We start from the raw sequence: 20,912 nt of genomic DNA on the forward strand, positions 1-20,912 counted from the left end.
TTCGGAGAATTCAGGGGGATTTGAACGAGGAGGATTTTGCGGAAATTGCGGCTAACCCGGATACCGCCGAACGAAGAGTATATTTTTTCGGGAAACTGCGCCATTCGGACGGATGTTTGGACCAGCGCCCGGCAACAGACAAGCCCGCGAATTTACGGTCGATCTTCCGGCTGGGTTACGACGCGGCAGTGCCCGATCCCGCAGGCACTGCCGTTAGTCGATTCGCGGTCGCTATCAGTGCCGATGCGCCGGTTCGCTGGGTTTTCCAGCAGCCCAATCGCTGCTTCCCTCCCACCAGTATGGCGCGCGGCGGCGATCGCCGGTCACCTGTTCGTTCAACGTCGCCGCATCGTAGAGCCGCCCGCCGAGCATCACGCGCGACACCTTTTCGGTGTTGCGAATATTCTCGAGCGGATTGGCGTCTAGAACGACCAGATCGGCAAGCTTCCCGGCTTCCAGAGTTCCGAGATCGCGGGCCATGCCAAGCGTCTTGGCAGGCATGAACGTCGCGGCCTGCAAGGCCTGCAACGGCGTCCATCCACCCTTCACGAAGCTCCACATTTCCCAGTGAGCGCCGATGCCATCCTGCTGGCCATGCGCGCCGATATTCACCTGGATACCGCGATCGGCCAGCTTGCGCGCCTCGCGTGCCGCCCACGTATCGGCGTAGTCATCTTCGGGCGCAATTTCGCGCCGAGCGCCTGCTGCTGCCAGCGTGCCCGGGGGAATGTGCGCCATGAGCAACGGGTGTTCCCACAGGTTCGTACGGGCTCGCCAATAGGGGTCGGCACCGGGCCCGCCATAAGCCACCACGAGCGTCGGCGTGTAGTTCACCCCCGTCTGCGACCAGAACTGCAGGACATCCTTATAGAAGACGCTTCCGGGGACGTTGTGTTCGACCGTGGCATTTCCGTCCTGGATCAGGCTCATGTCCATGTTGAACAGCGATCCGCCCTCCGGAACGACCAGCATGTTTTCCGCCTGGGCGGCGCTGACGACCATCTGGCGCTGCTCGCGCCGCGGCTGGTTGTAGTTCTTCACGCTCATCGCGCCCTGCGCCTTCAGACGGCGGACGTGGGCCAGCGCGTCGTCGAGCTTGCCGATCTCGGCGAAGCGGCCTGCAGCCTTGGCGCCATAGACGATCTCGCCGGTCGAGAAGATGCGCGGCGCAAGGATCAGTCCGGCTCGCTGCATTTCGCTCGCGGCGAATATCTCGATCGCGCTGCTGGACGGATCGTGGATCGTGGTCGTGCCCAGCGCGAGATTGGCCATCGCCGACCAATTCTGCTGCGGCACCAGGCCGTTCACGCCTTGCGGTCCGTGCGCGTGCGCGTCGATGAACCCGGGAACGATCGTCTTTCCGCTGAGGTCGACGGCGGGCACGCCTGCAGGGACAACGACGTCTGCTCGCGGTCCGACTGCGGTGATGCGATCTCCGCTCACGAGGATGACGCCGTCCTCGATGATCCCGCCATCTTCACCGCGCATCGTGACAATCCTCGCGCCGGTCAACGCGACTGTCCCCGCCGTGTGGTCCGCGCGCACCGTCCGGGACAGGTCGAGGCCGGCATCCGGATACTTGTATTCGCCGTTGAAAAGGCTCCCGGTGTCGGCGCTGTAAAGGACCGGCCCGATGCTCCAGTGCGCGCGGCGCCCGCCGTCAGAGAAATGGATGAAGTCGCCGCCGCCCTGGCTGAGGCGGACAGCGGGCAGCGCGCCCTTGTCGGTCGCCGCGGTTACGTCCTGCGAACCGGGCAGCAGCGGCATCAGGTGCGCTTCGTAGTTCTGCCGGAAAGCGACGTACTGACCGTCCGGCGAGACCTCGAAACCGCTCGTCAGGTCGCCCGAGGCATGGGTACGCCGGGCTTCTCCGGAGAGATCGGTGCTGAACAGCTGCAACTTGTCACCCGACCGGCCGCTCATGAACACCCTGTCGGAACTTGCGCCGAACTGCGGATTACCACCGCCGCGCTCGACCAGCTGTGGTTTGCCGCCGCCCGAGGGGACCATGTAGGTGCCCCCTTCGCGGTTCCAGCGATCGGCGGTGAGCCCGCCTCCCGATCCCGCCTCGAACACGATGATCTTGCCATCGGGGGACAGGCGCGGACTGGAATAATGCCCCGGTTCGGTCGTTACCGGGCGCGCCGTGCCGCCGCTGGCGGGCACCGTCATGACCCGGCCCAGTTCCTGGTCGGTCCAATCGACGAACACGATCGAGTTTCCGTCGCGAGACCAGCTGGGCCAGGCTTCGAACCGATCGGCGGCCGTGCGGGTAAGCCGCCGGGGCTCTCCACCGTTGGCCGACTTGACCCACAGCTTGCCCAGCGATTCGAACACGACCTGGCGCCCGTCGGGAGAGACCTGGGCCCACCGCACCATCTTGGTCTGGAAGGTGTCGCGCGCGACCTCGATTTCCGGATGAAGCGATTGCGCGACAGTGCGGTCGTCCGCGATCGAGAACGGAATGTCGCGCGCCTCTCCGCCGCGTACCGGGACTCGCCGGATCTTTCCGCCGCTCCACAGCACGATCTCGTTGCTGTCCGCGGTCCAGTCCATGTTCGGATAGACGCCCGTGACGGCCCACGTCTCCTGCATGTCCTGGTCGGGCAGGTCCATCAGCTTGCGTTCGTTGCCGCTCGCCAGATCGCGCACATACAGCTTGGACTTGGCCCGCTCGCGGCGAACGAAAGCCAGGTATTTCCCGTCAGGTGAAGGATTGGGCCGCACCGCGCCGCCGTTCCCGCCGGTCACGCGGCGCGTCTCGCCCGTCTCCAGTTCGTAGCGCTCGATCGCGAACAGGCCGCGATTGGAATCCTGGGCATACTGGAACGTTGCGCCCGGCGTGATGTCGCGGCTGAAATAAATGTGCTTGCCATCGGGCGCGAAGGTCGGCTCGCCCAGTTCCTTCTGGTGCCGTTCGTCCACGCGCTTGATCAGCTGGACGCCGCTGCCCCCGTCGACATGATATAGCCACACCTCGCCGGTCCCCAGCGACCTGGCGGTGGTGAAATGCTTCTTCGCCACGATGTAGCGGCCGTCGGGGCTCCAGCTAGGCTGGTTGAGGAGGCGGAAGTCTTCCTTCGTCAGCTGCTTCCTGTCCGAGCCATCGGCGCGCATGATCCAGATATTGTCGCCGCCGCCCCGGTCCGAAACGAATGCGATCCGGGTGCCGTCCGGCGACCAGCGCGGCTGCTGATCGTAAGCCATGCCTTCGGCGATACGGGTCGGTGTTCCGCCCGAAATCGGCATGACGTAGATATCGCCGAGCATGTCGAACGCGATGCGCGTGCCGTCGGGCGACACGTCCACGTTCATCCACGTGCCTTCGCTCGTGTCGATCGACACCTTGCGCAAGGTGAGCCCTTGCGGTGCGTCCACGCTCCAGGCCGAAGCGGCTTTCGCAGCGGCGGGATCCGCACCCGAATTCGCCGGCGGTTGATGCTGGGAGGCCGCTTCGCTCGGCGAGGCTTCGACCGGCGGTGCCTCCTGCGCGGAAACAATGGCGGAACCCGCCAGCAAGACGCAAACGAACGGAAGCTTCGACAGCATTCAGACTCTCTCGATGTGGCGGAGGGCGCCCCCCCTGTGTCCCTTGACCGGAGGGATGGCGGAACGAGAGTTCGAACGCAAGGTGCTCCGACCTGCCTGTGTTTAGGTCTTCGGGGGAGTGGCGAACGACACCATTTGGTGTGGATGCGCGTGACTCGCATTCAATGATCGGAAGGTGGCTGGCGGAGCGGGAGGGATTCGAACCCTCGATACGCTTTTGACGTATACTCACTTTCCAGGCGAGCGCCTTCGACCACTCGGCCACCGCTCCGCATGCACTGGAAGCGCGCCCCTAGCCATGTGTGCCGATGGTGACAAGCGTGCCACGACCAATCATATGCCGCCCAATGAAACGCACGTTCGGAGCGCCGCCATCCCCTGCCGAATTCGAAGCGATGGCGTTTGCCGCGCTGGAACGGCTCCCGGCCGAATTTGCAGCCCACATCGGCGATGTCGTGATGAGCGTGGAGGAATTCGCCGACGAGGAAACGCTGGCGCAAATGGGCATCCAGGATCCGTTCGAGCTGACCGGATTGTTCGAGGGTATCGGCATGACCGATCAGTCGATTTCGGACAGCGGGCAGATGCCTAACCGGGTGCGCCTGTTTCGCCAGCCTATCCTCGACGAATGGGTGGCAGACGGACACGATCTCGAACACCTGATCGCGCACGTGGTGATCCACGAAATCGGCCATCACTTCGGCTTGAGCGATGACGACATGCATGCTCTCGAGAATGCCGCGGACTGACCCTTGCTTTGCGCCCAGCGCGTGGCACAACGCTTGGATGATCAAACATTTCGCCCTCGTCGCCGCCCTTGCCGCTTCACCAGTTGGCGCCCAGCAGGAAGCCCCTGTTCCACCCTCGCCCGGCGAGATCGTGGCCGCCGCCGCGGCCGGCGAATGGATGCGGATTGCGCCTCAGGACTTGCTGGTCATGGACCTCGCGCCCGACCGCGACGGGAAAGCGCGACGGGTTGTCATCCAGCTCATGCCGCCACCGTTCAGCCAACCGTGGATCGCGAACATTCGCACTTTGGCGAAGGCAGGATGGTGGAACGGCCTCGCGATCGTGCGGACCCAGGACAACTACGTCGTCCAGTGGGGCGATCCCGACGCCGAGGATGCGGCGAGAGCCAGGGCGCTGCCGCAAGGTCTATCGAGAACAAATGAGGCGGATTACGTAACGACCCGAAAATCGGGTGATGCAACATGGTTCGAATGGGCCAACGGTCCTTACGCCAATCACCATGGCTTTTACCGCGGATGGCCGATCGGCTGGATGGCCGAAGCAAAGTGGCCGGTCCACTGCTACGGCTCGGTCGGTGTCGGTAGAAACATGCCGCCAGACGCCGGCTCGGGCGCCGAACTCTACACGGTCATCGGTCATGCGCCGCGCCACCTAGACCGCAACATCGCGCTGGTGGGACGAGTGATCGAGGGGATCGAGCACCTGTCCACTTTGCCCCGCGGCACGGAAGCGCTGGGGTTCTACGGGACGCCCGATGAGCGAACGCCGATAGTATCGATCCGTCTGGGCAGCGACATCGCGGATTTGCCCCCCTACGAATACCTGTCTACCGACAGCACGACTTTCACCCGCTATGCCGATGCGAGGGCCAACCGCAGAGACCCCTTCTTCATCGTTCCGGCGGGCGGCGCGGACATATGCAACATACCCGTGCCCGTTCGCCGGGCTCCCTAGGCGCCAAGCCCACCGGTCTGGCGGAGCGCCTCGCCGACCGAGAGCGCGGCGGATGTCGCAAGGTTCATGGATCGCACGGCAGGCCGCATGGGAATGCGGAGCTTCTCATGGCTTGCATCGCGGACCATATCGGGCACGCCCGCACTTTCCTTGCCGAACAGCAGGACGTCGTCCTGAGAGAACGCGAAGTCGTAGAGCGATTGCGTTGCTTTGGTAGTGAACAGCACCAGACGGGCATTGCCGACGGTCCCGGCGAACGCATCCCAACCGGCGTGGCGCGCTACGTCGACATGATCGATGTAATCCATCGCGGTCCGGCGCACCCGCCGGTCATCCCACTCGAAGCCCATCGGCTCGATCAGGTCGACAGCGACGCCCATGCACGCGCCCAGCCGCAAGACCGCGCCGACGTTTCCGGCGATTTCGGGTTCGTAGAGAGCCAGTCGCATTGCGCTTGAGCGGACCTTCAGAGTCGCTGCATCAGCTCGATGCGATTGCCGAATGGATCGGCAATATCGCCGCGCTCGTATCCGTCGATCGGTTTGCCGTTGGCAAACGCGACGCCCGCGGCTGCGAGGCGCATTCTCGTCGCCTCCAGATCACGCACGAGGAATGCCGGATGCGCCTTGGACGCGGGCCTGAAATCCGCATCCACGCCGAGGTGTATCGACACCCCGCCGCCCTCGAACCAGCAGCCGCCTCGCGCCGCGAGGTCGGCAGGCTTGGGAACTTCGGCTAGCCCGAGAACGCCGGCATAGAACGCGCGCGCACGATCCTCGCCTCCCGCAGGCATCGCCATCTGGACGTGGTCCAGCCCCTCGATCAGGCAATCGATCACAGGCGCTCGGCCTGGGCGACGGCGTCGCTGGCGCGCAGGGCGCTGAGGATGCGGGTGAGGTGCGCAAGGTCCGCGACATCGAGCTCGACGTCGTAGGTCGTGAACGGGTGATCGTTCTGCGTCTGGTCGAGCGCAACGACGTTGGCATGATTCTGCGCGAAGAGCCCGGCCATTTCGGCCAGTGTGCCCGGCCGGTCGTAAAGCGTCACCCGCAGCCGCCCGACCGCGCCCTGGCTTCGCTTGCCCCAATTGAGGTCGATCCAGTCCGCGTCGATCCCGCTCGCAAGTTCCAGGCAGTCGATCGTATGGACCTCCACCGGTGCATCGGTCTTGCGAAGGCCGACGATCCGATCGCCCGGGACCGGGTGGCAGCAATCGGCGAGGTGGAATCCGACCCCCGGGGTAAGGCCGCGGATCGAGATGGCCTTTTCCTGCCGTGGAACTTCGTCCGTCTCTCCGAGGTCGGAGGTGCTGCCGGGAACCAGAGCCTCCATCACCGCGCGGTCGCCCAGCTTGTTGGCGCCGACCTGATACATCAACTCGTCTTCGTCCTCGAGATCGAGCCGCTTGACCGCTTCGCGGATCGCCTTCTTGCCGATCTTGGCGGGCAGCCGCGCGGCGATCTCGTCGAACAGCTTTCGGCCCAAGGTTGCGACTTCGTCGCGCTCCTTCAGGCGCACGGCACGACGGATCGATGCGCGCGCCTTGCCCGTGGTTACGAAGCCGAGCCAGCTCATTTGCGGTTCGGCGTTCTTGCCCTTGATGATCTCGACGACGTCACCGTTGTTGAGCACCGTCCGCAGCGGCATGTGTCGGCCGTTGATCTTCGCGCCGACCGTCTGCGCGCCGAGATCGGTGTGCACCGCGAAGGCGAAATCCACCGGCGTCGCCCCCTTCGGCAGCTGGAACAGTGCACCCTTGGGCGTGAAGGCAAAAATCCGGTCCTGGTAGATCGCGAGACGGGTATGCTCGAGCAGTTCTTCGGCATCGTGACTGGCATTGACGATTTCGATCAGGTCTCGCAGCCAGCCGACTTGCCCGTCCGGTCGTTCGCCCTGCTTGTAGGCCCAATGCGCGGCAAGGCCGAATTCGTTGGTCCGATGCATCTGCTTCGTGCGGATCTGCACCTCCACCCGCATCGAATTCTCGTAGATCAGGCTTGTGTGCAGCGACCGGTAACCGTTGGTTTTGGGCGTCGAGATGTAATCCTTGAACTTGCCGGGGATGAATTGCCAGGTCGTGTGCAGCACGCCGAGCGCGCGATAGCAGTCGGCGTCGTTCTGGGCGATCACGCGGAACGCCATGATGTCGGTCACCTGCTCGAAACTGACATGGCGCTCGGCCATCTTGCGCCAGATCGAATAGGGGTGCTTTTCCCGTCCGGAGACCTCGACGGTCAAGCCCGCCGCGGCAAGCGCCTGCTTGATTGCCAAAGCGATCGCATCGACCTGTCCGCCGTCGGCAGAGCGTATCTGCGCGAGGCGGCCGGTGATCGTGCCGTAAGCTTCGGGCTCAATCTGCTCGAATGCGAGCATCTGCATCTCGCGCATGTACTCGTACATCCCAACCCGCTCGGCGAGCGGTGCGTAGATATCCATCGTTTCGCGGGCGATGCGCTGGCGCTTTTCTGGCGACTTTATGAAGTGCAGCGTGCGCATGTTGTGCAGCCGGTCACCCAACTTCACCAAGAGCACCCGGATATCCTCGCTCATGGCTAGAAGGAACTTGCGCAGGTTTTCCGCCGCACGCTCGTTCTCGGGCATCGCCTCGATCTTCGACAGCTTGGTGACGCCGTCGACCAGCCGCGCGACATCGGGGCCGAAAAGCTCTTCCACCTCCTCGATGGTCGCCAGCGTGTCCTCGACCGTGTCGTGGAGCAGCGCGGTGATGATCGTTTCCTGATCCAGCTTCAGGTCGGTCATCAGGCCCGCAACCTCGACCGGGTGGCTGAAATAGGGGTCGCCGCTCGCCCGCTTCTGCGTGCCATGCTTCTGGACCGTATAAACGTAGGCGCGGTTGAGCAGCGCCTCGTCGGCGTCCGGGTCGTATTCCTTGACCCGTTCCACTAGTTCGTACTGTCGCAGCATCTTGCCGCCACGATGTGCGGATTGTTCGGCGCGCGGCAAGTCTTTTCGCAATTGCAGCGTTGCATTCCTTGCAACGCAGTGTGTGGAAACGCGGATTGAGCGAAGCCCGACGACACGCCATACCTGCCGATCATGCCGGACCTCGACGCGCTGCTTCTAGCCCGAATCCAGTTTGCCTTCACGGTGAGCTTCCACTTCATCTTCCCGGCGTTCTCGATCGGCCTGGCAAGCTATCTGATGGTGCTCGAGGGGCTGTGGTTGAAGACCGGACAGCAGCGTTATCTCGACCTGTTCAAGTTCTGGCTGAAGATCTTCGCCGTCGCCTTCGCGATGGGCGTGGTGAGCGGGATCGTCATGTCCTACCAGTTCGGCACGAACTGGGCCGTATTCTCCGACAAGGCCGGGCCAGTCATCGGACCTCTGATGGCCTATGAAGTGCTGACCGCATTCTTCCTGGAGGCGGGATTCCTGGGCGTCATGCTGTTCGGGATGAAGAAGGTCGGCAAGCGCCTGCACTTTGCCGCGACCTGCATGGTGGCACTCGGCACCTTCATCAGCGCGTTCTGGATTCTGTCGGTCAACAGCTGGATGCACACGCCCACGGGGTATGAGATCGCCGCCAACGGCCAGTTCCTGCCGGGGCCGAGCTGGTGGGACATCGTCTTCAACCCCAGCTTTCCCTATCGCCTGCTCCACACGATCACTGCGGCATACCTGACGACTGCATTCGTCGTCGGCGGGGTAGGTGCATGGCACCTGCTCAAGGATCGCACCCAGCCGCACGCGCGCACGATGTTCTCGATGGCGATGTGGATGGCGGCGCTGGTTGCCCCGTTGCAGATCGTTCTGGGCGACCTCCACGGCCTCAACACGCTCGAACACCAGCCGGCCAAGGTCATGGCGATGGAGGGGCATTACCAGAGCCATCCGGACGGCGCACCGCTGATCCTGTTCGGCATCCCCGACAGCGAAGCGGGCACGGTGCGTTACGCGATAGAAATTCCCAAGGCGTCGAGCCTGATCCTCAAGCACGATCCGGATGCACCGCTCGACGGCCTCGATACCATACCGCCCGAAGACCACCCGCCTGTCGGAATCGTCTTCTGGTCGTTCCGCATCATGGTGGGCATCGGCATGGCGATGCTCGCACTCGGCATGTGGAGCCTGTTCGCGCGTTGGCGCGGCAGGCTCTACGAGTCGAAAGGCCTGCACCGCGCCGCACTTGTCATGGCGCCATCCGGCTTCGTCGCGGTCCTTGCCGGCTGGATCACGACGGAGGTCGGTCGACAGCCCTGGACCATCCACGGCCTGCTCCGCACCGCCGACAGCGCCAGCCCGCTCGATGCCCCCGCCGTCGCGACTTCGCTGGCCGCTTTCGTGGTTGTGTACTTCGCCGTGTTCGGCGCGGGCGTGTGGTACATCCTGCGTCTTATGGCGGATGGAGTGCAGACCGGCGAAAGCGGACCGTCGAGCGGAGTGGCCGGACCGATCAGGGCGGCGGGCATCACACCCGCCGCGCAAGGGATGGACGCAGGCGATCCGCGCGAAGCGACGGAGACCGAGCGATGATCGACCTGCCGCTCGTCTGGGCGTTCCTGATCGCCTTTTCGGTGTTCATGTACGTCGTCATGGACGGATTCGATCTTGGCATCGGGGTCCTGTTTCCAACCTTCGCGGTGGGCGGCGAGCGGGATTCGGCGATGAATTCCATCGCGCCGGTGTGGGATGGAAACGAGACCTGGCTTGTGCTGGGCGGCGGCGGCCTGTTTGCCGCGTTTCCGCTTGCCTATGCGATCGTCATGCCCGCGACCTACCCGTTGATCATTGCGATGCTGCTGGGGCTGGTGTTTCGCGGGGTCGCGTTCGAATTTCGCTGGCGCGACTCGGCACACCGCGGCTTCTGGGATCTCGCGTTCGCAGGCGGCTCGCTTGTAGCCGCGCTTTCGCAGGGGATGATCTTGGGCGCCTTGCTTCAGGGTATCGCGGTCGAGGATCGTGCCTATGCGGGTAGCTGGTGGGACTGGCTGACGCCCTATACCCTTCTCACCGGCCTCGGCACTGTCGCCGGTTATGCCCTGCTCGGCAGCACCTGGCTCGTCTGGAAGCTCGAGGGAGCCGCGCAGGACCATGCGCGACGGATGGCGGTCCGCGCCGCCTGGGCGACGATCGCGCTGATGGGCGCGGTGAGCCTCTACAACGTGGTATTGCGGCCCGAATACGCCGAACGCTGGCTGTCCATGCCCGATCTGCTCTGGGCAGCGCCGATCCCGTTCGTGACGGGGCTACTCGCCATCGCGCTGCTCCGCGCCCTAGCCCAAGGCCGCGAAGCAGCGCCGTTCGGCTGTTCACTGGGTCTGTTTCTCACGGGCATGGCGGGGCTGGGAGTGACCATCTTTCCGCACATCGTGCCGCCATCGGTCACGATCTGGGATGCCGCCGCGCCCGAACGGAGCCAGTCGTTCATGCTGATCGGCGTCGCCATCACGATGCCTCTGATCCTCGCCTACACCGCATGGGCGTACTGGGTATTCCGCGGTAAGGTCGACCAGGACGGTTACCATTGACCGAGCCATCGCTCATCAAACGCCTCGCGTGGATGGTCGCCATCTGGATAGCCAGCGTCGCAGCACTAGGGTTGGTGGCGATGGCGATCCGATACTGGCTGGTTCCATCCTGAGGACATACCTCGCGGGCGCTTGGCAGCCTCGCTGACGCACGTTATGAGAACGTTCACAAGATAACGATCGAGAGGCTGCCCGTGAGACTGACCGTTCTGCCGTTCGCCCTTCCCGCCGCCCTGGCGCTCAGCGGTTGCGCGACGATCGCTCCCGCCGACGATGCACCCACAACGGGGCGGACGCTCCTGTTTGCCGACGAGTTCGATGGTACGTCGCTCGACCGCAGCAAGTGGCAGGTCATCGGACCCGACTTCTGGGTCAACAACGAGCAGCAGGCCTATGTCGATCGGCCCGACGTTCTCGAGGTTCGAAACGGGTCCCTGGTCCTCACCCCGCGCTACGCGCCCGGTGTGGACACGATTGAGCGGCGCAAGGCGGACTTCATCGCCGGACGGATCGAGAGCAAGGGCAAGTTCGACTTTACCTATGGCCGCGCCGAAGCGCGCATACGGATGCCCGACGCGGTCGGGGTCTGGCCGGCCTTTTGGCTCCTGGGCAACGGACCGTGGCCGTCCACCGGCGAAATCGACATCATGGAATATGTCGGTGAAAAGGACTGGATCGGCGTGGCGATGCACGGCCCGAAATATTCGGGGGAAACGCCGTTTGTCGATCGTTTCTATTTCCCGCCCGGGGAGGATGCGACCGGCTGGCACGTCTATGCCGCCGAATGGAAGAAGGACTCTGTCGAATTCTACATCGACGACCGCCTCACATACCGCGTCACGCGGCCGATGGTCGAACACTACGGAAATTGGGTGTTCGACAATCCCGAACACGTGATCGTCAATTTCGCGCTCGGCGGCGCCTACCCGGTGAAGAACAACACCGCCAAGCAGCCCTATCCTGGCCTCCCACTCGCGACCGCCGAACGCATCAAGCGCGGCGAACTGTCGATGGAGGTCGATTGGGTGCGGGTTTACGCGCCCCGTTAGCCGCCGGCGCGATCAGGTCCAGACCGCTTCGGGCGGCAGGCTCATCAGGATCGCCTCGATGTTGCCGCCCGTCTTCAGGCCGAACAGGGTACCACGGTCGTAGACCAGATTGAATTCGGCATAGCGTCCGCGCCATTCGAGCTGGGTGCGCTTGTGCTCGGGCGTGAACTCCATGCCCATGCGCCTTCGCACAAGCTTAGGGTAGACGTCGAGAAAAGCCTTGCCGACGTCTTGCGTGAACGTGAAATTGCGCTCCCACGCCGCGTCGTCCGGGCATTCGAGGTGGTCGTAGAAAATCCCGCCGACGCCCCGGTGGACGCCGCGATGCGGAATGAAGAAATACTCGTCGGCCCACTTGGCGAAGCGTTCGTAGTAAGTCGGGTTGTGCGCCATGCAGGCCGCCCGGAATGCCGCATGGAATTCGGCGGTATCCTCTTCGTAGGGGATCGGCGGATTGAGATCCGCCCCGCCCCCGAACCACGTCTTGCCGGTCGTCAGGAACCTCGTGTTCATGTGGACGGCGGGCACGTGGGGATTGGCCATGTGCGCGACGAGACTGATTCCGGTGGCGGTAAAGCCGGGGTTGTCGTCGTCCGCACCGTGAATCGTCGCCGCGAAGCCGGGAGCGAAAGCGCCGTGGACGGTCGAGACGTTGACCCCGACCTTCTCGAACACCTTGCCCTTCATGACGCCGCGAACGCCTCCGCCGGGATTGTCGTTGCCGTCTTCCTCTCGGCTCCAAGGTGCATATTCGAAGCGCGCGTCCGATCCCGCCTCTTGTTCGATAGCCTCGAATGCGGCGCAGATCTGGTCGCGTAGCGACTCGAACCAATCCTTTGCGCGGGCGGTTTGGGGGGTCCAGTCAGTCATGTCCTGCCACCCTTGCCAAGCCCGATGCACCGGGGCAAGAGCAACCAATGGTTCCCTTTTCGTTCGCAGGCCAGGAGTTTGCCCTGATTCAGGGGCGCGCACTTTATTGGCCGCGCGAGAACGCGCTTCTGGTGGCCGACCTGCACCTCGAAAAAGCAAGCTTCTTTGCGCGGCACGGACAGATGCTTCCCCCTTACGACAGCCGCGAGACGCTGGAGCGCCTTGCGCTGGCCATTCGCGAGACGGGTGCGCGCCGGGTCTATACCCTGGGCGACAACTTCCACGATTCGGCGGGCCCCTCCCGGCTCGAACCGCACGCCGCGGGGATGCTGGCGGCCCTCACCCGTGCAACGGACTGGGTCTGGATCACGGGCAACCACGATTCTGCGATGGAAGCGACGGCGGGTGGTACCCTTGCGGAAGAGCTGGAGATTGCAGGGCTGGTGTTGCGCCACAGGGCCACGCGGGGGGAGACGAGGCCGGAACTGTCTGGCCACTATCACCCCCGCCTCCACATTACCGTGCGCCAGCGGAGAATCCGACGCCCCTGCGCGGTGATCAGCACCGATGCCGACGGTGCCGGACGGATGATCCTGCCCGCTTACGGTGCGCTTACCGGCGGAATGGATGCGGCCGATCACGAGATTCTCAGGGTGTTACAGCCCGCGCGTGCGATCGACGCTCTCGTGCCTGCTGGTGGCAAGCTTGCCACATTTCCCCTGTGGCGTGCGGCCGCCTGAATCGGCCCCCTTCCTTCGCAGGCGATTCGTCCCTAAGTAGCGGCCCCTGACCAAAGGCAATTTCCAGGAGAACGCCCCATAGCCCGTCCCCCCCGGCGCATGCTGGCCCCGCCCGTAAAGAGCGGCCCGCGCTACGATAGCATGATTCAATCCGACAAGGTTCGCGTCATCGACGAGAACGGCGAGAACCTCGGGGTGATGTACACCCGCGAGGCTATCGAGCAGGCCAACGGAATCGGCCTCAACCTCGTCGAGATTTCTCCCAACGCCGATCCGCCGGTCGCCAAGTTCCTCGACGTGGGCAAGCACCGCTACGAGGCGCAGAAAAAGGCGAACGCCGCGCGCAAAACGCAGAAGACGCAGGACATCAAAGAGATCAAGATGCGTCCGAACATCGACGATCACGATTACGATGTGAAGATGCGCAGCGTCGCCAAGTTCATCGGCGAAGGCGACAAGGTCAAGATGACCCTGCGGTTCCGGGGCCGCGAGATGGCGCACCAGGAACTGGGCATGAATCTGCTCAAACGCGTCCAGGACGATACGGCCGAGATCGCCAAGGTCGAGGCGTATCCACGTCTCGAGGGCCGTCAGATGCTGATGGTCCTCTCGCCCAAGTGACAACGAGCGACGGCGGTTGATCGCAGCCGCCGTTGCCGCGTCTCAAACTCCGACGGATCGACGAACGGCAGGCAGGATCGACGGATTGCCTGTCGATTGCATCGACTTATCGATAAGGACATGCTCCGGACAAGACTGTCTGGATGGAGCACCAAACTGATGCGATCTGCCCTGCTATGCGGACTCTCGGCCTGCGCGATTGTGATCGTTTGCACACCGGCAACAGCGCAGTCGCAACCCCCACAGACTGAGCAGGCGGGTAACTTCGCTCAGTTCGTGCCGCAGGACGATACGATATCGACGCGGCTGGATTTCACTTATTGGAACACCGCTCTGCGTTGGTTCGTACTGCGCATGGGCCGGTCCTTGCGCGAGTACGAACCACGGCCGGACACCCAGTTGGGTACACGCTTTTCTTACGGGCACGATTCGGCCTACCGACTTGAAGGCAACCGGGTCGCATTTTCGCTTCTTCCGCCCGATGTGATCCAGTCGCTCACCGACTATCGGCGAGACCTTGAGCAACTTGCTGCCACTGTTCCAATAGCTCGGCTCAGCAGAAACGAGCAGCTTGCCTATTGGATGAATCTGCACAACGTGGCGGTTATCGAGCAGATTGCACTGGCATATCCGGTCAAGAAGCCGTCGCTGATCCCGGTGGGCGACAGCGGCCTACCGCTGGACGAGTCCCCCTTCATTACCGTGGCCGGCGTTAAATTGAGCCCGAAGGATATTCGCACGAAGATTGTCTATCCAAACTGGCGCGATCCAAAGGTGATCTACGGTTTTTGGCGCGGTGATATCGGCGGGCCATCTATCAGCCGCGAAGCATTCGCTTCCGATAACGTTGGGGCGCAACTGGATTTCCTAGCACTGGAGTTCGTCAACTCGCTCCGGGGAACCCAGAAGTCGGGCAACACCATGCTGGTCTCCAGCATTTATGACGAGGCCCGACCATTTTTCTTTCCGAACTGGCCCGCGGATCTACGAGCGCACATCGCCAAGCATGCGGAAGAGGACGTCGCTGCCATCCTTGCTAGTACGAGCGCGGTGGATGCGAGTGTGTCGGAAACCGATATCGCCGACCTATCGAAAGGTGAGCGTGAGCCGCAATTGACCAACTTGGTCAAGGGCGACCAGTATCAGAGTACTTCGGTGGACCCAGCGATCGCACGCCTGCTTGCGGAGCGGAAAGACAAGATAGAGCGGGCCGTTCGGCAGAACGAACGCCAAGGCAAGGTGACGGTTCAGGCGGGGGAGGCCAACCCACCGCCACCGCCGGAAATCGTACGTTAGCTGCGAATATTCTGTCGCTCACTCCATCCGGAAATCGAGTAATGTGAACCTGGCGGGCGCGGTGGAATAGACGCCGTGCCCCCGGCCACCCTCCGCCCCGAACGTCATGCTGACGCTCTCCGTTTGCGAAAGTGCTGCGGTAAAGGCCTGAGGGTCGTTCGCAGCCGGACGATAGCCCACGCTGATCCAGCGGGGGTCGTCAAGCCGGGCGGTAAAGGTATGCACGCCTGGTCGCAGCGGCAGGATCGATGGTGAGTACCAGCGATAGGTGTCGTATCGCCCGCGTGCGGTCCAATTGTCTCCGGTGCGCTGAAACGCGAGGCCAAAATTTCCTGGGCGCCCGAATTCATGCGCCACGAACTTCGTCTCTGGCGCCGCATCGATACGGTAACGCACAGTGATCTGCCGTGCGCCTTCGATCGGGCCCGTATTCAGGGTCACATAGTGAATGTGGCCGCGCCCCTCGGTAGGAAACTGAAACCATGGTCCCTGGGGTCCTTCCCGCAACGTACCGGAGATACCGACCGAGTAGTTCTTGCCCCGGATCACCGGCCCGATGCGCCACGCTTCGGCTGGCTGCGCCGCCGCGTAGGCTATGGGTGCGGCAATTGCAGCGAACAGAGCGAAGGGCGCTATATACTGCTTCATGGTGCCGACATTGCCCCCCATCCGATTGCAACGCACTGAACCGCGCGGTTGCCTCCGCTTAAGGTTTCGCTAGACCCGGCGACAGGGGGAGAATGCCGCAACCATGACAACACGCCGCATCGGCCTGGTGGCCGGACTGGTCCTCTTCCTGCTCACCGTAGTCCTGCCTCCCCCCGGCGGCATGAGCCGCGAGGCGTGGACTGCCGCGGGCCTCGTCATGTGGATGGCCGCTTGGTGGATGACCGAGGCGATCCCGCTTTATGCTACGGCACTCCTGCCCTTTATCGTCCTGCCGCTCGCCGGAGTGGCCGACGCCAACAAGACCGCAGCCGCCTATTACTCTCCGATCATATTCATCTTCATCGGCGGCGCGTTCCTCGCGCTCGCGATCGAGCGAACGGGGCTTCATAAGCGACTGGCGCTGTGGATCATGGGGATGACGGGGCCTAAATCGTGGCAGCTCCTGTTGGGGGTGATGTGCGCGACCGCGCTGCTCTCGATGATGATCTCGAACACGTCTTCGGCCCTCATCATGATGCCAATGGCGGTGGCCATGCTCGCCGCCGGCGGCGTCAAGACGACCGACACCGGCGGTTTTGCCGGTGCGCTCCCGATGGGGATAGCGTTCGCTGCATCGATCGGCGGCCTCGGCACGATGATCGGTACGCCGACCAACGTGATCGGCGCGGGCCTGATCGAGCAGGCGCTGGGCGTGAAGATCAGCTTCCTTGAGTGGAGCCTGTTCGCCCTCCCGCTCGTTGCGATCGCCATTCCGCTCGCGGCATTTCTTATCGCGCGCGTGCAGCGGATTGCGGATTCTTCATTCGATCCGGTCGCCGCCCGCGCGTCGATCGCCACGGACGGCGGTGCCTGGTCGACTGCGGAGAGGCGCCTCATGGTGGTCGTCGTGCTCGCGATGCTCGCCTGGATCACCCAGCCATGGACCGAACCTCTCCTGCCGAAAGGCGGGCTGACCGATGGCACGATCGCAGCCGCCGCGGGCCTCGCCATGTTCCTGCTGCCGGACGGCACCGGGCGCCCGATGCTGACTTGGCCCGAAGCAAACCGAGCGCCGTGGGACGTCGTGCTGATGTTCGGCGGGGGCCTTGCGCTCGCCATGGGCATGACCGCCAGCGGCCTTGCCGAGTGGCTGGGCCAAGCTCTCCTGCCGTTGGCCAGCCTGCCGCCGTTCGTTCTGGTCCTGGTGGTAGTCGCTTTCATCATCGTGATCACCGAATTCGCAAGCAACATCGCCACGGCAAGCGGGATCATGCCGGTGGTCGCCGCGCTCGCCCCGTCGATGAGCGCGGACCCGCTGCTGATCGCCCTGCCTGCCGCGATCGCCGCAAGCTGGGGCTTCATGTTGCCAGCGGGCACGGGACCGAATGCGCTCGCCTGGGCGACCGGGCATATCACCCTAAAACGGATGATCGCCGCCGGGTTTTGGCTCGACGTATTGGGAGCACTGCTCATCGTGGGCGTCATCTGGACCATGCACACGGTGCTTGGTTACGGTTGAAATCATCTTCGCCACGCGGTAACGGCCCGCCCGTCCGGCGAGCCGGCGGAGATGCGTCCTGCGGAGGTTAGGGCGCGAGCGCCCCGGCTTCTCGTCCCATCGGCTCCCGCCTCCCTGGGAGCGTTTGGAAAACGAGGCAGACCATGTCCGATACCCGCAAGCCGTCCGAAGGCCGCAAGCCCAAGCCCACCCTTACCCGCATCGGCAACCGCGAACTGTCGCCGGCCACACTGATGATGGGCGCAGGCTACGATCCGCAGCTTTCGGAAGGCAGCCTCAAGCCGCCGATGTTCCTGACCAGCACGTTCGCGTTCGAGAACGCGGCAGCGGGCAAGCACCATTTCGAGGGCATCACCGGCAAGCGTCCCGGCGGTACCGAGGGCCTCGTTTATTCGCGGTTCAACGGGCCGAACCAGCAAATCCTGGAAGAACGCCTGGCGATCTGGGACGGCGCAGAGGAATCGCTGTGCTTCTCGAGCGGCATGACCGCGATCTGCGTGCTGATGCTGGCATTGTGCTCGAGCGGCGACGTGATCGTCCACTCGGGCCCGCTTTATGCCGCAAGCGAAGGCTTCGTTGCCAAGCACATGAGCCGCTTCGGGGTGACTTACATCGATTTCCCGGCAGGCGCGGGTCGCGACGAGCTCGACGCGGTCATGGCCAAGGCCAAGGCCCAGGCTGAGGCGAACGGCGGCAAGGTCGCGATGATCTATCTGGAAAGCCCCGCCAACCCGACCAATGCGCTAGTCGACGTTGAGGCGGTGCGCGATGCGCGCAACGCTCTGCTCGGCACCGAATGTCCAATCGCGATCGACAACACGTTCCTCGGTCCGCTCTGGTCGAAGCCGATCGACCACGGCGCGGATCTCATCGTTTATTCGCTGACCAAGTACGTCGGCGGCCACTCCGACCTCGTCGCCGGCAGCGTGTCCGGCGCGACGAAGTGGCTGACGCCCGTGCGGATGCTGCGCAACACGATGGGCGGCATCGCCGATCCCAACACCGCCTGGATGCTCGTGCGCAGCCTCGAGACGGTCGAACTGCGCATGAGCCGTGCGGGCGAGAACGCGGCGAAGGTCTGCGAGTACCTCGCGAGCCACCCCAAGGTGGACGGCCTCGGCTACCTCGGCATGATCGACGATCCGCGCCAGCAGGACATATACCTACGCCACTGCACCGGCGCGGGCAGCACGTTCTCGCTGTTCATCAAGGGCGGAGAAGCCGAGTGCTTCCGCTTCCTCGACGCGCTGACCATCGCCAAGCTGGCGGTCAGCCTGGGCGGTACCGAGACGCTCGCCAGCCACCCCGCCTCGATGACGCACCTGTCGGTCCCCGACGCCCGCAAGAGCGCGCTGGGGATCACCGACAACCTGGTGCGGATCAGCATCGGGATCGAGGACGCCGACGACCTGATCGCGGACTTCGCGCAGGCGCTCGACGCGGTTTGAGCCTTACCGAAGCCGGTCGAGGAGGGGTCAGCGGTGACCGAGTTGCCGCTCGAACTCCTCGACCGCTTCGACGCCCTTTTCCGCTTGAATTTTGAGTTTGGTCAGCGAGCTCGCGACCGCTTGCGACGACTTCGCGATTTCGGCGTCCAACTGACGGCGGTTCATCCCGGGAGCATGGTGAATCGTGTTCACGATAGTGAGGCGGCACGAACCGCTCGAGATCGGCTCGATTGCATAAGCTTCGTGTGAGCCCGTCCGCAGACCGATCTGAGGCACGATCGAGGCGCTATAGGCATAGGATCGGCCAGGCACCGCTTCGGTTACCGTGAAGAGGTAGTTCATATCTGGCGTAAGGTCGTACCAAAGGCGGTATGTCAGCGGATCGCCTGATATCTCGCGGATTTCGCTGCCCCGTGCACGCAGTTGATGACGTTCGTCACCGAAATCGAGGAGCGCGTAAACATCGTCCGCCGCCTTCTCGATTTCGATTGAAACGGACATTTGGATGGGTTCATCGGGAACTGTGGCATCCCCCTTCCGCTTAAACAATCCGAACACTTCGTCTCTTCCTGGCCCTTCAAGCCAGAATATGTTCGACGGATTGCCAAAGGGTTAGCCTGCCCCCGCTAGCCCTTCCACTCGCGCCGTTCCTCGGCCTGGCGGAGGACTTCGTAGGCGATCTGGATCTTCTGGAATTCGGCCGCCGCGGCCTTGTCGCCGGGCGCGACGTCGGGGTGAACCTTCTTCGCGAGTTCGCGATAAGCCTTCTTGATAGTGGTAAAATCGGCGTCCGATTCCAAGTCCAGGGCCTCGAGCGCGCGCATCTCGTCAGCCGAGCGGCTGCCGTCGCCGCTGCCGGCCCAGCCGTAGTGCGAGGCTTCGGCATAACCGGCATTGTCGCGCTGCTCGTTCGCCGCCCGCTCCGCCGCTTCTTCCTTCGACAGCCCTTCGAAATAATCCCACTTCGAATTATATTCGGCGGCGTGCTTTTGGCAGAAATGCCACCGTTCGGGGCTGTTCGGACTTTTGGGTGCGGGACAGTTGCCCGGATCGTCGCAGCCGTGCCGATCGCACAGGCGCACGGTCGTTGCTTCGCGCGACGAGCCGTAGCCACGCCAGCGGGGAAAGCCCCAATCGACCGATCTGCGCGCGCCAACCATGCCTGGCTACCTAGGTGGCTTGCGGAGAGAATGAAAGCCAAGGGAACGGTTCCTTAGGAACTTTGTTGCACTGCAATATGAAAGTCCCTAAATGAAACCCGTCATGCCGAAGCCGAGCCCTCAATTGATCATGTCCGCCTCAGCGAGCGCGCTCGCGCTGGTGGCGCTTGCGTTGAACGCGTCGTCGATTGGCGGGCATCGGAGCGACCATGGGTCGCCCGTGCCGACGGTGGTGGGGATAGACCTGCCGGACTTCCCCACGCTTCCCACTTTGCTTCCGCGCTAATTAACGACGACCGAGACCGCGCGGCGGTTCTGCGCCCAGGCCTGCTCGTTCGAACCCAGAGCGATGGGGCGTTCCTTGCCATAACTGACGACACTGATCCGACTGGCGGCGACGCCCAGCGAGGTCAGATAGTTCTTCGCCGCGTTCGCACGCCGCTCACCCAGGGCCAAGTTGTATTCGCGCGTGCCGCGCTCGTCGGCGTGACCCTCGATAGTGATCGAGACCTGCGGATACTGGCCGAGATATTGCGCCTGCGTCTGAAGCGCGGCTGCATCGGTGCTGTCGACGTTGTAGCGATCGGTTTCGAAGTAGATCACATTCTGGCCGTTAACGCCCTGCTCGAAATGCGCCTGGCTTCCCGGTTGCGCGATGCCGCCGCTCATGTTGTCGCCCGGCGTGCTGGTCATCGTCGGCTGGGGTTCGGGCGGCAGCGAAGCCGGCGGCTCCTTCTTGCAGGCCGACAGCGCAGCGGTGCCCGCGAGCAACGCGGTGACAAGGATGCGGCGGTTCATATCAACTCTCCTAGATAGCCT

Annotated in this window: 20 protein-coding genes and 1 tRNA gene; 11 read left to right on the plus strand and 10 right to left on the minus strand. The window is 63.6% G+C overall.

Annotated features, from left to right (window positions below; genetic code table 11):
* Positions 1-234: 234 nt before the first annotated feature.
* The gene (locus AR323_RS06365; protein WP_057883089.1) at positions 235-3,549 is read right to left on the minus strand and encodes an amidohydrolase family protein; all 3,315 of its coding nucleotides are present in this window, start codon (positions 3,547-3,549) and stop codon (positions 235-237) included.
* A 180-nt stretch (positions 3,550-3,729) separates the two neighbouring features.
* A tRNA-Ser gene (locus tag AR323_RS06370) sits at positions 3,730-3,820 on the minus strand.
* Between the two features lie 76 nt (positions 3,821-3,896).
* Here AR323_RS06370 and AR323_RS06375 point away from each other — a divergent pair.
* A complete protein-coding gene (locus AR323_RS06375) occupies positions 3,897-4,298 on the plus strand; it encodes a metallopeptidase family protein (RefSeq protein WP_057883090.1) in 402 nt (133 codons plus the stop codon).
* A 37-nt stretch (positions 4,299-4,335) separates the two neighbouring features.
* On the plus strand, positions 4,336-5,253 hold the full coding sequence (locus tag AR323_RS06380; RefSeq protein WP_057883091.1) for a peptidylprolyl isomerase: 918 nt from the start codon (positions 4,336-4,338) through the stop codon (positions 5,251-5,253).
* On the opposite strand, the gene AR323_RS06385 is transcribed toward AR323_RS06380, so the two are convergent.
* The 3 genes from AR323_RS06385 to AR323_RS06395 are packed head-to-tail and all read right to left on the minus strand — an operon-like array spanning position 5,250 to position 8,178.
* The gene (locus tag AR323_RS06385) at positions 5,250-5,702 is read right to left on the minus strand and encodes a tRNA (cytidine(34)-2'-O)-methyltransferase (RefSeq protein ID WP_057883092.1); all 453 of its coding nucleotides are present in this window, start codon (positions 5,700-5,702) and stop codon (positions 5,250-5,252) included. The two genes, AR323_RS06380 and AR323_RS06385, sit on opposite strands and share 4 nt — an antisense overlap.
* Positions 5,703-5,719: 17 nt before the next feature.
* Entirely contained in the window at positions 5,720-6,091 is a 372-nt protein-coding gene (locus AR323_RS06390; protein WP_235510473.1) for a VOC family protein, read from the minus strand.
* Entirely contained in the window at positions 6,088-8,178 is a 2,091-nt protein-coding gene (locus AR323_RS06395; protein ID WP_057883211.1) for a RelA/SpoT family protein, read from the minus strand. The genes AR323_RS06390 and AR323_RS06395 overlap by 4 nt, the downstream gene beginning before the upstream one ends.
* 132 nt (positions 8,179-8,310) lie before the next feature.
* Between AR323_RS06395 and AR323_RS06400 the strand changes: the two genes are divergently transcribed.
* The 4 genes from AR323_RS06400 to AR323_RS06410 all read left to right on the plus strand — a co-directional run bounded on the left by AR323_RS06400 (position 8,311) and on the right by AR323_RS06410 (position 11,791).
* The gene (locus AR323_RS06400; RefSeq protein WP_057883093.1) at positions 8,311-9,747 is read left to right on the plus strand and encodes a cytochrome ubiquinol oxidase subunit I; all 1,437 of its coding nucleotides are present in this window, start codon (positions 8,311-8,313) and stop codon (positions 9,745-9,747) included.
* Positions 9,744-10,742: a cytochrome d ubiquinol oxidase subunit II gene (gene cydB, locus AR323_RS06405; RefSeq protein ID WP_057883094.1), complete on the plus strand. Its 999-nt coding sequence runs from the start codon at positions 9,744-9,746 to the stop codon at positions 10,740-10,742. The genes AR323_RS06400 and cydB overlap by 4 nt, the downstream gene beginning before the upstream one ends.
* Positions 10,739-10,855, plus strand: a complete 117-nt coding sequence (locus AR323_RS14335; protein ID WP_123321826.1) for a DUF2474 family protein — start codon at positions 10,739-10,741, stop codon at positions 10,853-10,855. Before cydB ends, AR323_RS14335 begins: the two co-directional genes overlap by 4 nt.
* An 81-nt stretch (positions 10,856-10,936) precedes the next feature.
* Positions 10,937-11,791 carry a glycoside hydrolase family 16 protein gene (locus tag AR323_RS06410; RefSeq protein ID WP_235510474.1) on the plus strand — a complete coding sequence of 285 codons (855 nt, stop codon included), beginning with the start codon at positions 10,937-10,939 and terminating at the stop codon, positions 11,789-11,791.
* Between the two features lie 12 nt (positions 11,792-11,803).
* Here AR323_RS06410 and hemF read toward each other — a convergent pair whose 3' ends face one another.
* Complete coding sequence (gene hemF / locus AR323_RS06415) at positions 11,804-12,661, minus strand: oxygen-dependent coproporphyrinogen oxidase (protein WP_057883096.1); 858 nt, start codon at positions 12,659-12,661, stop codon at positions 11,804-11,806.
* Positions 12,662-12,708: 47 nt separating this feature from the next.
* Here hemF and pdeM point away from each other — a divergent pair, with 47 nt between their 5' ends.
* The 3 genes from pdeM to AR323_RS06430 all read left to right on the plus strand — a co-directional run bounded on the left by pdeM (position 12,709) and on the right by AR323_RS06430 (position 15,318).
* A complete protein-coding gene (gene pdeM / locus AR323_RS06420; protein WP_057883097.1) occupies positions 12,709-13,401 on the plus strand; it encodes a ligase-associated DNA damage response endonuclease PdeM in 693 nt (230 codons plus the stop codon).
* A 99-nt stretch (positions 13,402-13,500) separates the two neighbouring features.
* The gene (gene infC, locus AR323_RS06425; RefSeq protein ID WP_057883098.1) at positions 13,501-14,022 is read left to right on the plus strand and encodes a translation initiation factor IF-3; all 522 of its coding nucleotides are present in this window, start codon (positions 13,501-13,503) and stop codon (positions 14,020-14,022) included.
* A 159-nt stretch (positions 14,023-14,181) separates the two neighbouring features.
* Positions 14,182-15,318 carry a DUF547 domain-containing protein gene (locus AR323_RS06430; protein ID WP_161808721.1) on the plus strand — a complete coding sequence of 379 codons (1,137 nt, stop codon included), beginning with the start codon at positions 14,182-14,184 and terminating at the stop codon, positions 15,316-15,318.
* 18 nt (positions 15,319-15,336) lie between these two features.
* Here AR323_RS06430 and AR323_RS06435 read toward each other — a convergent pair whose 3' ends face one another.
* A complete protein-coding gene (locus AR323_RS06435) occupies positions 15,337-15,966 on the minus strand; it encodes a hypothetical protein (RefSeq protein WP_152980308.1) in 630 nt (209 codons plus the stop codon).
* A gap of 103 nt (positions 15,967-16,069) precedes the next feature.
* Here AR323_RS06435 and AR323_RS06440 point away from each other — a divergent pair, with 103 nt between their 5' ends.
* Together AR323_RS06440 and AR323_RS06445 are read left to right on the plus strand one after the other, a co-directional pair.
* Positions 16,070-17,485 carry an SLC13 family permease gene (locus AR323_RS06440; protein WP_057883101.1) on the plus strand — a complete coding sequence of 472 codons (1,416 nt, stop codon included), beginning with the start codon at positions 16,070-16,072 and terminating at the stop codon, positions 17,483-17,485.
* 143 nt (positions 17,486-17,628) lie between these two features.
* Positions 17,629-18,933, plus strand: coding sequence for a cystathionine gamma-synthase family protein (locus tag AR323_RS06445; RefSeq protein ID WP_057883102.1), 1,305 nt, complete (start codon positions 17,629-17,631; stop codon positions 18,931-18,933).
* A 27-nt stretch (positions 18,934-18,960) separates the two neighbouring features.
* On the opposite strand, the gene AR323_RS06450 is transcribed toward AR323_RS06445, so the two are convergent.
* The 3 genes from AR323_RS06450 to pal all read right to left on the minus strand — a co-directional run bounded on the left by AR323_RS06450 (position 18,961) and on the right by pal (position 20,891).
* Entirely contained in the window at positions 18,961-19,434 is a 474-nt protein-coding gene (locus AR323_RS06450; RefSeq protein ID WP_057883103.1) for an SRPBCC family protein, read from the minus strand.
* A 125-nt stretch (positions 19,435-19,559) separates the two neighbouring features.
* The gene (locus tag AR323_RS06455) at positions 19,560-20,093 is read right to left on the minus strand and encodes a J domain-containing protein (RefSeq protein ID WP_057883104.1); all 534 of its coding nucleotides are present in this window, start codon (positions 20,091-20,093) and stop codon (positions 19,560-19,562) included.
* 282 nt (positions 20,094-20,375) lie between these two features.
* Entirely contained in the window at positions 20,376-20,891 is a 516-nt protein-coding gene (gene pal / locus AR323_RS06465) for a peptidoglycan-associated lipoprotein Pal (protein ID WP_057883106.1), read from the minus strand.
* Positions 20,892-20,912 lie beyond the last annotated feature (21 nt).

The sequence above is a fragment of the Tsuneonella troitsensis genome, assembly GCF_001441535.1.
In the GTDB taxonomy this organism is placed as follows: Bacteria; Pseudomonadota; Alphaproteobacteria; order Sphingomonadales; family Sphingomonadaceae; genus Tsuneonella; species Tsuneonella troitsensis.

Bases quoted from the DNA above. Each gene is read 5' to 3' on its own strand.
- AR323_RS06380 (WP_057883091.1), top strand. From the start codon at position 4,336: ATGATCAAACATTTCGCCCTCGTCGCCGCCCTTGCCGCTTCACCAGTT.
- AR323_RS06365 (WP_057883089.1), bottom strand. From the start codon at position 3,549: ATGCTGTCGAAGCTTCCGTTCGTTTGCGTCTTGCTGGCGGGTTCCGCC.
- AR323_RS06375 (WP_057883090.1), top strand. From the start codon at position 3,897: ATGAAACGCACGTTCGGAGCGCCGCCATCCCCTGCCGAATTCGAAGCG.
- AR323_RS06445 (WP_057883102.1), top strand. From the start codon at position 17,629: ATGTCCGATACCCGCAAGCCGTCCGAAGGCCGCAAGCCCAAGCCCACC.
- infC (WP_057883098.1), top strand. From the start codon at position 13,501: ATGCTGGCCCCGCCCGTAAAGAGCGGCCCGCGCTACGATAGCATGATT.
- AR323_RS06395 (WP_057883211.1), bottom strand. From the start codon at position 8,178: ATGCTGCGACAGTACGAACTAGTGGAACGGGTCAAGGAATACGACCCG.
- AR323_RS06400 (WP_057883093.1), top strand. From the start codon at position 8,311: ATGCCGGACCTCGACGCGCTGCTTCTAGCCCGAATCCAGTTTGCCTTC.
- AR323_RS06435 (WP_152980308.1), bottom strand. From the start codon at position 15,966: ATGAAGCAGTATATAGCGCCCTTCGCTCTGTTCGCTGCAATTGCCGCA.
- pal (WP_057883106.1), bottom strand. From the start codon at position 20,891: ATGAACCGCCGCATCCTTGTCACCGCGTTGCTCGCGGGCACCGCTGCG.
- AR323_RS06440 (WP_057883101.1), top strand. From the start codon at position 16,070: ATGACAACACGCCGCATCGGCCTGGTGGCCGGACTGGTCCTCTTCCTG.
- AR323_RS06430 (WP_161808721.1), top strand. From the start codon at position 14,182: ATGCGATCTGCCCTGCTATGCGGACTCTCGGCCTGCGCGATTGTGATC.
- pdeM (WP_057883097.1), top strand. From the start codon at position 12,709: ATGGTTCCCTTTTCGTTCGCAGGCCAGGAGTTTGCCCTGATTCAGGGG.
- hemF (WP_057883096.1), bottom strand. From the start codon at position 12,661: ATGACTGACTGGACCCCCCAAACCGCCCGCGCAAAGGATTGGTTCGAG.
- AR323_RS06385 (WP_057883092.1), bottom strand. From the start codon at position 5,702: ATGCGACTGGCTCTCTACGAACCCGAAATCGCCGGAAACGTCGGCGCG.
- AR323_RS06450 (WP_057883103.1), bottom strand. From the start codon at position 19,434: ATGTCCGTTTCAATCGAAATCGAGAAGGCGGCGGACGATGTTTACGCG.
- cydB (WP_057883094.1), top strand. From the start codon at position 9,744: ATGATCGACCTGCCGCTCGTCTGGGCGTTCCTGATCGCCTTTTCGGTG.
- AR323_RS06455 (WP_057883104.1), bottom strand. From the start codon at position 20,093: ATGGTTGGCGCGCGCAGATCGGTCGATTGGGGCTTTCCCCGCTGGCGT.